Here is a 15,086-nt window from a genome sequence, read left to right as displayed (position 1 = left end):
TGGAGGCCCACATGTCAGGACCAATGGTGATCGCGATCGACGGGCCCAGCGGTTCCGGGAAGTCGACGACCGCGAGGCTGCTCGCTGAGCGCCTGGGCCTGGCCTACCTCGACACCGGCGCCATGTACCGGGCGGTGGCGTGGCAGTTCCTGCGCTCGGGTCTTGATGCCTCGGACAGCGAGGGCATCTTCAAGCTCGCCGCAGCCACTGACCTGCGGATCGCCACCATCCCGGACAAGCCGAGGGTCAGCGTCGACGGCGAAGTCATCACCGACGCCATCCGAGAGCCCCGGATCTCGGAGAAGGTCTCCATCGTGGCCGCCATCCCGGAGATCCGGAAACACCTGACGCGCAGGATGCGGGAGATCATCGCGGCGCACGGGCGTCGCATCGTCGTCGAAGGCCGCGACATCACCACGGTCGTCGCGCCGGATGCGGACGTGCGGGTGCTGCTGGTGGCGGATCCCGAGGCGCGAGTGGCACGTCGCAGCGTAGAGCTGGGGGACAAGGCCGATGCCGCCGCGGTCACGGACCAGGTGATCCGCCGCGACCGCGACGACTCCCGGCACACGAACTTCACCGAGGCCGCCCATGGCGTGGTCGTGATCGACTCCACCCACCAGACGCCGGACGAGGTGGTCGAGCAGATCGTCGCCCTGACGCGCGCGCAATAGGCTCACCCCATGACCCTCGACGTCCTCGTTTTCTACGTTCCGGTGGCGGACACCGACGGCGTGCTCGCGGCGTTGTTCGCCGTCGGGGCAGGCCGGGTCGGCAACTACGACGAGTGCGCCTTCGTCTCTCCCGGCCGCGGGCAGTTTCGGCCGCTGGAGGGCGCCGACCCCACAGTGGGACACGTGGGGGAGCTGGAGTACGTGGAGGAGAACCGGGTGGAGCTCACCTTCCCCCGTGACCTGCGCGATCGCGTCGTCGCCGTGCTGCGCGAGGCGCATCCCTACGAGGAGCCGGCCTTCCACGTGCTTGAGAACCATGCCGCCGACTGACCGTCAGGGCACCGTCAGCGTCCCGTCGGGCCCCAGCTCCACCACCTCGTCGAGTTCCAGCCGGTCGAGCAGGTGCTGGTCGTGGCTGACCACGAGCAGGGCGCCACGGTAGCTGCGCAATCCCTGGATGAGCTGCTCCACGCTGTCGAGATCGAGGTTGTTGGTCGGCTCGTCGAGGATCAGCAACTCCGGCGGGGGATCTGCCAGCAGCAGCCGAGCGAACGCCACCCGGAACCGCTCGCCGCCCGAGAGCGACCCCACTGGTCGCTCGACGATGTCGCCACGCAGCAGGAATCGCGCGAGCCCGCCGCGGATCTCCTGTGGCTGCCGGCGGGGGGCTGCCGCTTGCACCACCTGGAGTGCCGAGGCTGCTCCGTCGAGGGCGAGGGTCTGGTCGAGGTACCCGAAACGCGTGGTCAGAAGCCTCCCGCGCGCGGGTAGCTGGCTTGGTGCGTCGGGGTGGAGCATCGTCCTCAGCAGCGCTGTCTTCCCCACGCCGTTGTTCCCGATCAGGGCCAGCCGCAGGCCGCCGGTGACGTGGACGGTCCGGTCGGTCCCGGCGAGCTCGGCCAACAGCCGACCAGCTGCGACGCCCGGGTCCACGATCTCCACCCTGATGGAGCTGTCGTCGCGGATCCGTTCCTCCGCCGCACCGAGCGCCGACTGCGCCTCTGCCACCTTCGCCGCAGCCTTGTGCATCTCCGCCGCGCGGACCTTCTCGGACTTCTGTCCCCAGGCATTCATCACTATTCGCGGAGCCCGCTTGTTGAGGAAGTCCTTCTTGCTCTTCTGCTTGCGTCTGGCCATCGCCGTCTGGATGTGGTCGCGTTCGCGACTCTCCGCGCGTACCTTCTGCTCGGCGGCTCTCACAGCTTGCTCGGCGGCCGCCTGCTCGGCATCCAGCCGCTGGGTGTAGTCGTCGTAGTTGCCGCCAAACACCCTCAGGCCGCCGTCGTGGATTTCCAGAATGGCGTCCATGAGGTTCAGCAGGGCGACGTCGTGGCTGACCACGAGGAGTGTCCCCTTCCAATCCTTGACGGCCGCGTAGAGCGCCTCGCGGGACCGGGCGTCGAGGTTGTTCGTCGGTTCGTCCAGGACGGAAATGGGTGCACCCGACAGCTCGAGCCCGCACATTGCCACCAGCATGAGTTCGCCCCCCGAGAGCGACCCTGCGGGGCGGTCGAGGACGCCGTCGGGTTGGAGGCTGGGCAGGCGTTTCGCCAGCAGTGCGACCGCGCGGGACTCGACGTCCCAGTGGTCGGCCACCGCGTCGAAGTTCTGCTGCGCGAGGCTGCCCGCCTCGATGGCGCGCAGGGCCGACAAGGTGTCGTCGATGCCCAGCAGCTGGGCGACGGTGATCTCAGGGCGCTGGAACAGGTCCTGGCGGACATGGGCCACTTCGCCGGGGACCAGCAAGTCACCGGAGGTGGGAGGCAGCTCTCCTGAGATCAGTCGCAGCAGCGTGGTCTTGCCGGTTCCGTTGCGGCCGACGACGCCCGTGCGGCCAGGCGGGATGGTGGCGCTCAGGCCCTGGAGCAGGGGTGCGTCGAGGGGATCGAAGCCGAAGCTGACGTCGGAAAGGACGATGGATTGCGGCGTGGGCATGGGTCTCCTGGTCGGTTGGCGTGCGCCGGACCGGAGCGGACATGCTCGAACGGTGCAGCGCGGGTCAGCGGTGCGACCAGGACTCCACGGAATTTCCAATCGTCGGGGACAGAAGCGCAAATACATTAACCGATAGGATGGGCTGATGCCAAGAGCACGAGGAGCGCAGTGAGCGAAGAACAAACACCGATCAAGCCCGTGGTGGCCGTGGTCGGCAGGCCCAACGTGGGCAAGTCGTCCCTCGTCAACCGCATCCTCGGCCGTCGCGAGGCTGTCGTGCAGGACGTTCCCGGCGTGACGCGCGACCGCGTTTCCTACGACGCCAACTGGAACGGCCGCGAGTTCGTCCTGGTGGACACCGGCGGCTGGATGTCCGATGCACGCGGCATGTCCCAGCAGATCGCCGAGCAGGCCGAACTGGCCATCTCCCTCGCCGATGCAGTCCTGTTCGTGGTCGACGCCACCGTCGGGACCCTCGACGAGGACGAGGCTGTCGTGCGGATCCTGCGCCAGTCGAAGAAGCCCGTCATCCTGGCGGCCAACAAGGTCGACGACCAGCGTCACGAGGCAATGGCCGCGACCATGTGGAACCTGGGGCTGGGGGAGCCGTACCCGGTCTCGGCGATGCACGGCCGCGGCTCGGGAGACCTGCTCGACGCCCTGCTGGACGCCCTCCCCGAGGCTCCCAAGGAGCGGTTCGTGGACGAGGCCGGCCCCCGCCGGGTGGCCATCGTCGGCAAGCCGAACGTGGGAAAGTCGTCGCTGCTGAACAAGATCGCGGCCCAGCAGCGGGTGGTGGTCTCCGATATCTCCGGCACCACGGTCGACCCCGTTGACGAGATCGTCGAGGTCGGGGGCCGGATCTACAACTTCATCGATACCGCCGGTATTCGTCGTCGGATCAAGGAGGCCTCCGGACACGAGTTCTACGCCTCGTTGCGCACCCAGACGGCGATCGAGCGGGCGCAGGTCTGCGTCGCCGTCATCGACGCGTCGGAGCCGCTGACCGAGCAGGACCTGCGCATCCTCACCAACGTGGAGGAGACCGGGCGGGCGCTGGTGGTGGCGTTCAACAAGTGGGACCTGACCGACGAGGAACGCCGTCGCTACCTGGACCGTGAGATCGAGCGGGACATGGTGGGGTTCACCTGGGCGCCGAAGGTCAACATCTCCGCCCTCACCGGCCGCAACGTCGACAAGCTCAGCAAGGCGATCGAGGAGGCTGCCGAGGGCTGGGAGACGCGGATCTCCACGGGCAAGCTCAACGCCTTCCTGGGGCGCATCGCAGCCTCGCACCCGCACCCCGTCCGCGGTGGCAAGCAGCCGAGGGTGCTCTTCGGGACCCAGGCGCAGAACTGCCCGCCGACCTTCGTGCTGTTCACCAGCGGTCTGCTGGACCCGGGCTACGTGCGCTTCGTCGAGCGCAGGCTCCGCGAGGAGTTCGGGTTCTCCGGGTCCCCGATCCACATCGAGGTGCGCGCCCGCGAGAAGCACAAGGACCGCAAGTAGGTCCTCGGTCTGCTAATCCCGTCTTCGTGTGCCGTGGTGCGCGCTGACCTCGTAGCGGAAACCGAGTGGACTGGTCCATTCAAGAATCCCGGCGCGGGGCTGTTTCACCTTCCAGATCCCGGCGGTCTTCGCGCGATGGGCGCGTCTGCTCAGTGGGGCCAGGTTGCCGAGCCGCGTCTGGCCCCCGCCGCCGGGCCGATACGGGACCGTGTGGTCCACGTCCAGCCCTCGTTGGCTGCGGTTGGAGAAGGGGAACAGTTCCTGAGGCAGCGACAGCCCCAGTGCCATGCGCAGCCGCGTCGACGGCACGTAACTGTCCTCGGCGGGCAATTCGTTGAGATCGATGACCGGTTGCAGGACCACCTCTGCTCCTTGGAGCATGTCGGCCAAGGACCCGACGGCGAGGTGACCCGCGCCCTCAACACGGGCCGAACCCTTTGCTTCCCCCAGAGCGTCGATGTTCACATGAACAGCCATGCCGAGCCTGGGGCGCAGCTTGCTCAGCGGGACCGTGATGCGGCCACACAGGTGCCCGAGACAGGCATGGGGGTTCCCACGCCGGTCCGCGGCTTGAGGTGCCTCACCCGGCAGAGCGGGTTGTGCTGCGCCCTGTAGCAGTGCGAGGGCATATGCAGGATTGGCCAGAATCCCGAGAGCCCGGGCCCGGAGAGCGTCACGAGTTGCATCCGGACTGGCTTCGCGGAGGATCTCGGCAATCCGGGTGACGGCTGCATCGACGTAGCGTGCGTCCAGCGTGCCGAGACGGCCCTTGATGTTCATGGTGCCGTTGTGATGCCCCCACACATGGATGCCGAGGTGCTCGCGCGACTGGCGTTCCTTCTCAGCGGCCACCTCCGGGTCCGCATCGATGATGAGCCTTGCCAGTAGGTTGAAGGCGGCAGTCCAACTGAGGCGGTGCTGGGTGCGCAACCACTCTGAGGTGACCCGCTCCGCGACGTCCCCCGGCAGGTCCGAGCACTTCGCCGCAGCTCGGCAGGCGCGGTCCGCGTCGATCTGCAGGTCTGTCAACGCGTGGAAGAGCGTGGGGTGGCGGTGCTTGAGGTTAACCGCGTCAGCGATCCTGCCCGCTGCGGCGGTGGGGGTGCAGCCGAGGAGGCCCGCCACCTCCAGACAGAGGAACTCCGAGACCGTCGGGCCATCCAGGCCGACGCGCAGCCTGCGTTCAGCCAGGACCGGGAGGACGTCGTCGAAGCCGACCCCATAGGTGTCCGCCAGCGCAGCCAGGACGATGACCTTGCGTGCCTCGGCGAGGCGCGACAACCGAGCTGCCTCCTTGAGGTCCTCGGCGAGCGTCCGTGCGATGTGCTCCATGCCACACACACTATTCGGGACCACTGACAGAATGAGACAGGTGTGCGATTCCCGGTGCGGGCGAGCCCGGACCCCGCCGCCGACCGGGTCCATGGGCGGCCCCCTGTCGATGTGCCAATTCGGCAAGAACTCGCTAAGCTGTGCGGGTTGTCTCACGACGACGGCGGGCTGTAGCGCAGCTTGGTAGCGCACTTGACTGGGGGTCAAGGGGTCGCAGGTTCAAATCCTGTCAGCCCGACCGCAAAAGGCCTTGTCAGAGGCTAACTCTGGAGCCACTGGCTCCCGTGCCTGACGGTGAAGACGACGTGATGGCAGGTCGTGTCAATCATGCCGAGACCTTCCAGCATGGTCGGCCACACCTGAAGCATCGAAAGGCTCTGGATGATGACGATCCCGATGATCGCCATGCGTGACGAAAGCCCCCGGGTCTCCTTTGCGTGAGAGCCACGGAGGCTTTCGGCCGCCGGGCGGGCGCCTGGCGTCTTGGGATATCAGCTGGCGCAGTGAGGGGACTCGGCGATCGTCTTCGCCGTCATCCTTGCGCCCTCATGGGCTGCCTTACCGGCCTTGATCGCCGCACCCACGGACTTGTCGAGGCAGTCCTGGACGATGACGCCGTACCCCCGATGGTGACTTTCGGTTGCCTGGGCTGCTGGCGCAGCTCCGGCGAAGGCGACGAGACCGATGGCTGTGCCTATCAGGAACTTCTTCATTGATGACCCCTTTGGCTTAGTGCCCGCGGCGCGGGCGATGGCATGACACTACGTTGCTGTGCAATGTTTGTCTAGGGTCGTGTCGAATGTTTGTAGAGTCTAGGGTGCGCATGACAACCCGCGACCCGTATCTGCCCCGGATTCAGGCTGCGGTCAGGGCAGCCACCTCGTCGTCGGTCAGCTCCAGATCTGCGGCGGCGAGGTTGGCCTCGAGGTGTGCCACCTTGCTGGTTCCGGGGATGGGCAGCATCACGGGGGAGCGACGCAGCAACCAGGCCAGGGCGACCTGGGCCGGCGTCGCGCCGCTGTGGGCCCTGACGACGTCGTCGACGGGGCCGCCCTGGTCAGCGAGGCGGCCAGCGTCGATCGGCGCCCATGGGATGAAGCCGATGCCCTCGCGTTCGCAGAAGTCCAGGACGTCCTCGCTGGAGCGGTCCACCAGGTTGTATCTGTTCTGGACCGAGGCCACTTGCAGGCCAGCCTCCTGGGCCGCGACGATCTCCTCGACGCTCACCTGCGAGAGGCCCACGAGGCGAACGAGGCCTTCGTCGACGAACTCCTTCATGGCACCGAACTGTTCCTCGCGGGGCACCTGCGGGTCGATCCTGTGCAGCTGCCACAGCGGGATCTGTTCGAGCCCCAGCCGGCGCAGCGACATGAGCACGCATTGCCGCAGGTACTCGGGCCGTCCCACCTGGGCCCAGATGTTCGGGCCGTGGCGCGTGTGGGCGCCTTTGGTCGCGATCGTGACATTCCCGTACCCACCGTCGCGGTGCAGGGCTTCGAAGATGAGGTCTTCGGATACGAACGGGCCGTAGGAGTCGGCGGTGTCGATGAAGTCGACGCCCAGTTCGACGGCGCGGCGGAGTACCCGGATCGCCTCGTCGTGGTCCCCCGGGGGACCCCAGATCCCGGGACCGGTGATGCGCATGGCGCCGAAGCCGAGGCGGGTGACCTCCAGTTGCCCGGCGAGCCGGAATGATCCAGAAGCGGAAACGGTCATGCTGCCACCCTAATGTCAGTTGGTGTTCCCGGGGACGGAGTCGTAGTCGGAGTGGGAGATCGCGGTCATCGGGACGTCGAAGTCCGTGACGGCCAGCATCCAGTTTGCGAACGCCTTGTCGCCGCGCTCCTGGAGGATGGAGTGCAGGCGGGTCGCCAAGGTCTTGCGAATGTCGTCGAAGTCTGGATCTGCGTAGCGGTTGACCAGTTCGTGGGGGTCGTTGCGGCGGTCGTAGAGCTCGTTGACGGATTCCGGTGAGACCACGAGCTTGTAGTCCCTCGTGATCAGCGTCCGCTGCTGCAGCGGGAAGTGGTGGCCGTGGAACTCGCACACGATGTCCTCGCGCCAGTTTGCCTGCCCGTCTTCCCCTGCTAGATGTAGCAACGAGCGCCCGTCGACCACCTGCCCGGCATCGAGCCCGGCCAGTTCCATGATGGTGGCCGGGATGTCAAGCAGAGATACGAACGCGTCGGAGCGGCCGTGGTGCGAGATCCCGGGCACGTGCGCGAGCAGGGGGATGTTGAGGATGTCGTCGTAGGCGGCCGGCCCCTTGTCGTTCAGCCGGTGTGCGCCGGTGAACTCGCCATGGTCGGCGGTGAAGAAGATGCTGGTGTCCTCGGCGAGCCCCAGACGCTCCAACTCAGCCAGGAGCAGCCCGACCTCCTGGTCGATGAGCGCCACGTAGCCCCGGTAGACGGCGACGATGCGGCGCCACTCGTCACGGGAGAACGAGTCAGCTGACCAGTAGGTCGAGTAGTTCTGCTGAACGGGAGGCTTGCCCTCGAACGTCTCGTCGAATGAAGCGGGGAGCTCGACGTCGTCGGGGTCGATGAGGTCGAAGAACTCGTCTGGGATGAAGTACGGCAGGTGCGGTCCGAAGTAGTGGACGTGCAGGCAGAACGGCTGCTCATGCCGGTCCCAGTCTGCGGCGTATGACCGCAGCCTCTCGATCCCGAGCTCGGTCAGGAACCGCTCGAAGGTGGCCTCGACCGGCTGCTGGAGCCGCGCCGCCAGAACGTGACCGGGCCGGTTTCCGGGCAGGACTCCGCGCACGGGATCGGTGACCCGCACCGGCGGGTGACCGTTGAGTTCCAGCCACCCGGTGTACCGGGGATCGGCCACAGGGTTGATCGCGCCCACGAAGGAGTCGTCGTCCATGCCGAAATCCGACGGCGGGTGCAGCTCACCGACGTGGAACTTGCCTACGAGCCCGACGTTGTAGCCCGCGTCACGCAGCGCCTGCGTATAGGTCCAGCTCGTGGTGGGGAGCTCGGTCTGGTAGCCGATGTTCCACTCGTGGTTGGCGAGGACCTTGTGACGAAAAGGTGCAGCCCCCGTCAGCAGGCTGGTGCGGGCGGGCGTGCAGATGGGAGTGGGGGTCATGGCCTGCGTGAACGCGAACCCCTCGGAGGCGAGCCTGTCGATGTTGGGGGTGTGGACGCCACGGGCGCCGTCGCCCACCAGAGCGGCGATGGTGTCCACGCGATGCTGGTCGGTCATGATCACCAGGACGTTGCGCGGGCGCATGGTTGCCGGCTGCGGCATCTTCTACTTCTCCTAGATTGGTCGTCGCCTGCCGAGAGAGTGTCAGGTGGGCGCTGACCATGACGCTGCCCTTGTGTTGGGCAAGTTGTCAATGACCGCACAACATCTGTGGCGCCGCGGGCGCCTATCGGACTGACCCAGCGCACCGCTGGGCGGTCAGGGCGCCAACCGCTCACGACCTGTCCGAACTCCTTGACACGTTTCATATTGCGTGTTGGGATGGACAGCACCGCGGCATCAACGGACGATGCCCCTTGCGAACAGGTGCCCTGCATGCCTCGATCCCTCCGGGTGTTTCTTGTTGTCCTCCTCGCCGCACTCATCGGCCCAGCAGCGCTCGTCCAGACCGTCGCCTCTGCCGACGAAGGTGGCAAACCCTCGAACCTGACGATCGCCCAGCTCGAGTCCCCACGAGACCTGGAGGAGCTGGGATCACCGCTGCTGGCCTGGAACGTGCCGTTCGCACGTCAGAGCGCCTACCGGGTCCAGGTGGCGGAGATCACGCACGGCATCGGAGCAGCAAGGGTTTGGGACTCCGGAAGGGTGGCCTCCTCAGTCAGCACGAACGTGGCGTACGGGGGGCCTGAACTGAGGCCCGAGCAGACCTACAAGTGGCGCGTGCGCGTCTGGGACGAGGCGGGCAAGGCCTCTGACTGGTCGGACACGGCGGTCTTCGGGACGGGGCCGGGACAGGCGTGGGGCGAGGCCAGGACCATCTGGCTCGCGCCGTCGGAGTCGACGGTGTGGAGCGACGTCGTCATCGACACGACGTTCCGGATCGACAACCAGAACGCCACCATCGTCTTCAGGGCGAAGGACCTCAACAACTACTACATGTGGCAGTTCCGGGGCAACGGGGTCAACACCTTCGCGCCGCACAAGCGGGTGGGGGGCGGTTTCACTGTGCTGGGGACCGTTCCGCTCGCAACCCCGCTGGTCACCGGCCAGTCCTACAGGCTCCGCATCGAGGCCATCGGCTCCCGGATCAGTACCTGGCTCGACGGCGCCCTGATCGACACCCGGACGCTCACGGACTTCGCGAACGGGACCATCGGATTCCGTACGGGAGGCACTGAGCGCAACTCATGGGATGCGATCACCGTGACTGACCCGGCGGGCGCGACACTCTACTCGAACGACTTCTCCCAGCCATCTTCGGACTTCAGCTGCGGCACGGTCTCCGGCGGCTGGCTCAGGATCGGAACGGGAGCGAACTGCATCTACGGCGTGGAGTCCAACGACTGGGCGTTCCTGCGCACGGAGTTCGACGTCCCGGACAAAGAGATCGCCGCGGCCACCTTCTTCGCCACGGCGTCCTCGACGGCTCCTGGCAAGCAGTACGTCTACAAGGCCTGGCTCAATGGTGAGTTCGTCGGCCTCGGGCCGACGCAGCCGATCAAGGGCGAGGCCCGCTACGACGGCTTCGACGTCACGCCTCAACTGAGGCGTGGGGCGGCCAATGCCATCGGGATCCTGGGCTGGACCAGCTCGGACCGGCGTTTCCTTGGTCGCCTGGTGATCGAGTACGCCGACGGCACCCGGGACGCGATCGTCACCGACTCGTCCTGGCAGTCGCTGACAGGCGCGCCTGTGTTCCCCCAAGCCGGGAGCATCGGCACCAGCGTCTACACCGCTCCGCGCGAGAACGTGCAGGTGGCCCGCTGGCCCGAGGGCTTCGCGCTGCCCGGCTTCGACGCCACCGGGTGGCGAGGCGTCGAGGTCAAGGCGCCCTTCGCCAAGCTGGCCGCTGCGCCGATGGCAAAGGTGGAGCAGCAACTCCGGCTGCCGGAGTCGGTGGTGGAGAAGGCCCCCGGCCACTACTTCATCGACTACGGCAGGACCTGGCTGGGCGGCCTTTCACTGGACCTCAACGGGAGCGCCGGCCAGGTCCTCGACATCCGGTTCGGTGAGGAACTCAGCGCGCCCATGACAGTGCGCTTCGCCATGCGTACCGGCAACACCTACCAGGACCGGCCGACACTTCGCGAGGGACAACAGCACCTGGAAACCTGGGGAATGAGGGTCTTCCGCTACGCCGAGGTGATCGGTGCTCCGCAGGGACTTGGGCGCGATGACTTCCCCGCCCTCGCTCAGGTGTATCCCTTCGACACCAGTGAGGCGATCTTCGAATCATCCGACGACGGTCTCAACCAGGTGTGGGAACTTTCGCGCAACACCATCGAGGCCACCAACCACAACCTCTATGTCGACTCCTGGACGCGTGAACGGATCGCCTACGAGGCGGACTCCTATCTCCAGATGATGGCGAACTTCTTCGTCTCCAGCGACCCGACGCTCGGCAACTACTCCCTGGAGTACTTGCTCACCGGGCGGACCTGGCCCACCGAGTGGCCGATCTACACCATCCTCGCCTTCCACGACTCCTGGCTTCAGACCGGCGACACCAGCGCCCTGGCGCGGAATTACGACGCGCTGCGGAGCAAGCTGCCCACAAGGTGGCTCGAGGCGTCGACCGGCCTCATCCGCAAGGACACCGGTTCCAGTGGCGCCGGATCCTGCACCGACTGTGACATCGTGGACTGGCCCACCTCCGAGCGCGACGGTTACGTCTTCCGCCCTTACAACACAGTGATCAATGCCATCAGCCATCAGGCATACCGCGACATGGCAGACATCGCGACCGCCCTCGGCAACGATGCGGATGCCGCTGACTACACCGCCATCGCGGAGCGGCTGCAGGCGGCCGCCGTCGAACGGCTGTGGGATGCTGACAAGGGCGCCTTCAGGGACGGGCTGAACGCGGACGGGACACCGGTTCAGCATTGGGCAGTCCACGCGACCGTCTTCGCCACCGCGTTCGGACTGGCAGAGGGCGACGTCGCCGAGCGGTCTGCGGACTACCTCGGCACACGCGGCATGGCATGCAGTGTCTACTGTGCGGCATTCGTGTTGGAGGCCCTCTACGACGGTGATCGCGGCGACGTCGCGCATCAACTGCTCACGAGCACCGGCCTGCGCAGCTGGCTGAACATGATCGCCAAGGGTGCCGGCGCGACGGCGGAGGCGTGGGACACGTCCTTGAAGGGCAACATGACGTGGTCGCATCCCTGGGCGGCCTCACCGGCGTACAACATCCCGCAGGGAATGTTCGGCATCGAGCCCCGGACTCCCGGCTACTCGGAGTTCCTCGTGCGTCCGCAGCCTGGCCCGGTTTCCACGGCTCACGTCACGCTGCCCACGCTGCGGGGCAAGATCGGAGCCTCGTACGCAGTCGTCAATGGCAAGACCGACGTAGGGGTCCGTGTCCCGGGCAACAGCGTTGCGGATGTCTACGTTCCGGCTGCGGATTCCGACGAGGTGTATCTCGACGGGACCTTGGTCCCAGCGATCCGCGAGGGTGCGTACCTGCGCGTCGACGGCGTACCGACCGGTTGCCACGTCCTGCGGACCGGCCCAGGGACCAGCGAGGCGAGCGCACAGCTGCGGGAGGTCTGCTGACAGGGGATGAGGCGCCGGCCCCGACGGGTGTGGGTGGCCAGGGCTCGCGGTCGATTCAGTCCTCGCCGATCTCGAGAAGAGCCCGGGGGAGTTCCCCGGGGAGCTCACCGGCCAGATAACCAGTCGGGCCGAACCTGGATGCGAGCCGGCCACCGACGGTGCCATGCAGGTAGGCGGCCCACACGGCAGCCTGCTCCGGGGGAGCTCCGCGGGCCGCGAGCCCCAGCATGACGCCGGCCTTGACGTCGCCCGAGCCGCTGACCCCCAGCCCGCGGCTGCCCTCGTCGCTGCGCCAGAGGTCGCCTGCCGGGGTGGCGATCCAGGTGCTGGAGCCCCCGCACGTGACCACGGCGCCAGTGAGTTCCGCGAGCCGTCGGACGGCGGCTACGGGGTCGGACTCGACGGCATCCGCCTCCTCGCCCAACGTGATGGCGAGCTCGCTGAGGTTGGGCGACAGCAGGAGCGAGTCCAGACGTCTGCCCCTGGTGGGGTCCTCGGTCAGCCAGGCGAGTGCGAGCGCGTCCAGTACGACGGTGCCCCGGAGGCTGGACGAAGCAGCTTCCATCAGTTCGGCGGCGAGCCGGGGTTCCAACATTCCCGGACCCACGAGCACGGCGTCCGCGCCGTCGGTCATCTCCTGGATCACGGGCAGCGCGTCAGGTGACAGGTCCCCGTCGGAGGTGCAGGCAGCGCCCTTGACCATCGCCTCCGGCATCGCGATCGCGAGCGGGATGGCCACGGGCTCCGGAACGACGAGCCGGATCTTGCCGGCACCGGAGCGCATGGCCGCCCGGGCGGCGAGCATGGCGCCCCCGGGGTTTGAGACGCTGCCGCCGATCACCAGCGCACGCCCGCGCGAGTTCTTGTCCGCATCCGAGCGTGGCAGCGGCCACTGCCGCAGAACTGCGGGCGTCACGACGGTGGGGGGGTCCTCACGCTGCGCCATCGGGTTCCGCTCCGTCCCGGCCGCGCCCTGGCTCGTGGGTCACGTCCACCCCCGCCTTCTCCATGGCGCTGGAGTCCTCCCTGGCCACGAGTTCGAGACCATCGGCTCTGCGGAGATAGCGCGTCAGGGAGCAGTTGGCGATCGGCTCCTCCTTCTGCAGAGCGACGACTCGCTGCGCGTCGAGTCCTTCGACCACATACCGGAAGGCCAGGATGACGGCTTCGTGGGTGAACAGCCAGACCCGTTCACCGGAGTAGCGGGCCTGGAGTTCCACGAGCAGGCTGCGGATCCGCAGGACGACGTCGGCCCAGCTCTCGCCGCCCGGCGGGCGGTAGTAGAACTTGCCGACCCGGTCCCGACGGACGGACTCCTCAGGATGCATTGCCTGGATGCCATACCAGGTGATGCCGTCGAAGATGCCGAGCTCGCGCTCGCGCAACCGTTCGTCGAGCAGGACGTCCAGACCACTGTCTGCGAGCGCGCGCTGAGCAGTGGCATGGGCGCGACGGTAGGGGGAGCTGATCGCGACCGTGGGCCGCTGGTCCTCCGGGAACGAGGTCAACTGCTGGGCCAGGGCGTCCGCCTGGTCCCGGCCCTTGTCCGAGAGGTCAACCTGCTCGTCGCTGGCGTCGATGTCGAGCCGGTGCGCGCGAGCAGCGATCGCGGCCCTGTCTGCGACGTTGCCGAGGCTCTCGCCGTGGCGGATCAGCACCAGCTCCGCGGGCCCCGCATTGGAACCCTGGGTCGCGACGGTGTCCTGACTCATGCGAGACCCGGCCCTCACGCGGCAGTGGTGTCGAGTCGTTGCAGCGGCGAGCCGGTCCGTGCGAGCACGCGTCGGTACACCCGCTCATACCCATGGGCCATCACGGGCAGGTCGAAGCGGGCTTCGGCGTCGGCGCGGCACGCGGCCGGATCGATCTCCGAGATCCGCTGGAGCGCCTGCACCAGTCCGTCCAGGTCCTCCGCGATGAAGCCGGTGCGCCCGGGGCGCACGATCTCGGGCACCGATCCCCGTGGCGTGGCCACCACCGGGGTGCCGCAGGCGAGTGCTTCGGCCATCACCATGCCGAACGGTTCCTCCCACTGGATGGGGAACAGCAGGCAGGCAGCGTCCGCGAACAGCTCGCGCTTCATGGCCGCGTCGGCCTCCCCGACGTACTCGACGCCGGGACCGAGCAGCGGCTCGATGACCTCGTCGAAGTACTCCCGCTCGGCCGTCTCGTTGAGCTTGCCGGCCAGGATGATTCGCCGACCAGCGCGCCTGGCGGTCTCGATCGCGAGGTGTGCCCCCTTGTCGGGACTGAACCGCCCCAGCCACAGGACGTGGTCGGACTTTTCGGCCTTGAACGGGAAGGAAGCGACGTCGACAGCGTTGTGGACGGTGCCCACCCAGTTCATGTCCCTGGCCTGGCGCCGCTGCGCCCCGGAGATCGCCACCAACTGGATGGTGCGACCGAGGCTGCGGTAGTACTCCCCGTTGGTCCCGGCCACCGGTCCGTGCATGGTCACCACGGTGGGGCAGCGTCGCGCGGTGGCGCTCAGGGGTCCGGCCGCCGAGTGGTCGTGGATCACATCGAGTTCGAGGTCGGCCAGCGCCAGCTGGGTCTTGGCCGCATTGACCAGTTCGGGCATGACGTCGGAGCCCAGCAGGTGCGACGGCGGCTCCTCGTAGATCTGGACGAATCCCTGCGCCGACGTCCCGGGCTCACCCGAGGCAACGAGCGTCACGTGATGACCAAGCTTGACCAGCTGGTCCACCAAGGAGCCGACGACGACCTCGATGCCTCCGTAGCCCTTCGGCGGGATGGAGTACCAAGGCGGCGCGACCATCCCGATGCGGAGGGACTTGACCACGGGCTGGACTGGCTCGGGTTCTGCCTCGGTGATGAGCGACATGCTTGGACCTCCTCATCCGCTCGTGTTGATTCGCGGTTGACATTCGAGGGGCTCCGCCTTGGAGCCCGACC

General features: G+C 67.4%; 12 protein-coding genes and 1 tRNA gene. 5 read left to right on the top strand and 8 right to left on the bottom strand.

What is annotated here, in order from left to right:
* The first annotated feature begins 11 nt into the window (after window positions 1–11).
* Together cmk and LKO27_RS05890 are read left to right on the top strand one after the other, a co-directional pair.
* Window positions 12–674 (top strand): (d)CMP kinase, encoded by a 663-nt coding sequence (cmk, locus tag LKO27_RS05895; RefSeq protein ID WP_227737225.1) that lies wholly within the window; start codon window positions 12–14, stop codon window positions 672–674.
* 9 nt (window positions 675–683) lie between these two features.
* Window positions 684–1,004 (top strand): hypothetical protein, encoded by a 321-nt coding sequence (locus LKO27_RS05890; protein WP_227736091.1) that lies wholly within the window; start codon window positions 684–686, stop codon window positions 1,002–1,004.
* A 3-nt stretch (window positions 1,005–1,007) separates the two neighbouring features.
* On the opposite strand, the gene LKO27_RS05885 is transcribed toward LKO27_RS05890, so the two are convergent.
* Window positions 1,008–2,609: an ABC-F family ATP-binding cassette domain-containing protein gene (locus LKO27_RS05885; RefSeq protein WP_227736089.1), complete on the bottom strand. Its 1,602-nt coding sequence runs from the start codon at window positions 2,607–2,609 to the stop codon at window positions 1,008–1,010.
* A gap of 132 nt (window positions 2,610–2,741) precedes the next feature.
* Between LKO27_RS05885 and der the strand changes: the two genes are divergently transcribed.
* Window positions 2,742–4,118 carry a ribosome biogenesis GTPase Der gene (gene der, locus LKO27_RS05880; RefSeq protein ID WP_227737224.1) on the top strand — a complete coding sequence of 459 codons (1,377 nt, stop codon included), beginning with the start codon at window positions 2,742–2,744 and terminating at the stop codon, window positions 4,116–4,118.
* Window positions 4,119–4,130: 12 nt separating this feature from the next.
* On the opposite strand, the gene LKO27_RS05875 is transcribed toward der, so the two are convergent.
* Entirely contained in the window at window positions 4,131–5,450 is a 1,320-nt protein-coding gene (locus LKO27_RS05875; protein ID WP_227736087.1) for a hypothetical protein, read from the bottom strand.
* Window positions 5,451–5,614: 164 nt separating this feature from the next.
* On the opposite strand from LKO27_RS05875, the gene LKO27_RS05870 reads away from it, so the two are divergent.
* A tRNA-Pro gene (locus LKO27_RS05870) sits at window positions 5,615–5,688 on the top strand.
* 253 nt (window positions 5,689–5,941) lie between these two features.
* Here LKO27_RS05870 and LKO27_RS05865 read toward each other — a convergent pair.
* The 3 genes from LKO27_RS05865 to LKO27_RS05855 all read right to left on the bottom strand — a co-directional run bounded on the left by LKO27_RS05865 (window position 5,942) and on the right by LKO27_RS05855 (window position 8,711).
* Window positions 5,942–6,163 carry a hypothetical protein gene (locus tag LKO27_RS05865; RefSeq protein WP_227736085.1) on the bottom strand — a complete coding sequence of 74 codons (222 nt, stop codon included), beginning with the start codon at window positions 6,161–6,163 and terminating at the stop codon, window positions 5,942–5,944.
* Between the two features lie 142 nt (window positions 6,164–6,305).
* Window positions 6,306–7,166: an aldo/keto reductase gene (locus LKO27_RS05860; RefSeq protein WP_227736084.1), complete on the bottom strand. Its 861-nt coding sequence runs from the start codon at window positions 7,164–7,166 to the stop codon at window positions 6,306–6,308.
* A gap of 15 nt (window positions 7,167–7,181) precedes the next feature.
* Window positions 7,182–8,711: a sulfatase-like hydrolase/transferase gene (locus LKO27_RS05855; RefSeq protein ID WP_227736082.1), complete on the bottom strand. Its 1,530-nt coding sequence runs from the start codon at window positions 8,709–8,711 to the stop codon at window positions 7,182–7,184.
* 273 nt (window positions 8,712–8,984) lie between these two features.
* On the opposite strand from LKO27_RS05855, the gene LKO27_RS05850 reads away from it, so the two are divergent.
* Window positions 8,985–12,170 (top strand): alpha-L-rhamnosidase C-terminal domain-containing protein, encoded by a 3,186-nt coding sequence (locus LKO27_RS05850; protein ID WP_227736080.1) that lies wholly within the window; start codon window positions 8,985–8,987, stop codon window positions 12,168–12,170.
* Between the two features lie 55 nt (window positions 12,171–12,225).
* Here the strand turns inward: LKO27_RS05850 and LKO27_RS05845 are convergent, their stop codons facing one another.
* From LKO27_RS05845 to LKO27_RS05835, 3 genes are read right to left on the bottom strand one after another with little or no spacing between them, the layout of a single operon-like run.
* Window positions 12,226–13,116 carry an NAD(P)H-hydrate dehydratase gene (locus tag LKO27_RS05845; protein WP_227736078.1) on the bottom strand — a complete coding sequence of 297 codons (891 nt, stop codon included), beginning with the start codon at window positions 13,114–13,116 and terminating at the stop codon, window positions 12,226–12,228.
* Window positions 13,103–13,882 carry a histidine phosphatase family protein gene (locus LKO27_RS05840; RefSeq protein WP_227736077.1) on the bottom strand — a complete coding sequence of 260 codons (780 nt, stop codon included), beginning with the start codon at window positions 13,880–13,882 and terminating at the stop codon, window positions 13,103–13,105. Before LKO27_RS05840 ends, LKO27_RS05845 begins: the two co-directional genes overlap by 14 nt.
* Before the next feature lie 14 nt (window positions 13,883–13,896).
* Complete coding sequence (locus LKO27_RS05835; protein ID WP_227736075.1) at window positions 13,897–15,015, bottom strand: glycosyltransferase family 4 protein; 1,119 nt, start codon at window positions 15,013–15,015, stop codon at window positions 13,897–13,899.
* Window positions 15,016–15,086: the final 71 nt, after the last annotated feature.

The organism is Tessaracoccus sp. OS52, from assembly GCF_020687685.1.
Classification (GTDB): Bacteria; Actinomycetota; Actinomycetes; order Propionibacteriales; family Propionibacteriaceae; genus Arachnia.
The sequence above is the reverse complement of the archived record's forward strand: the minus strand, read 5'-3'. Positions and strand labels throughout refer to the sequence as shown.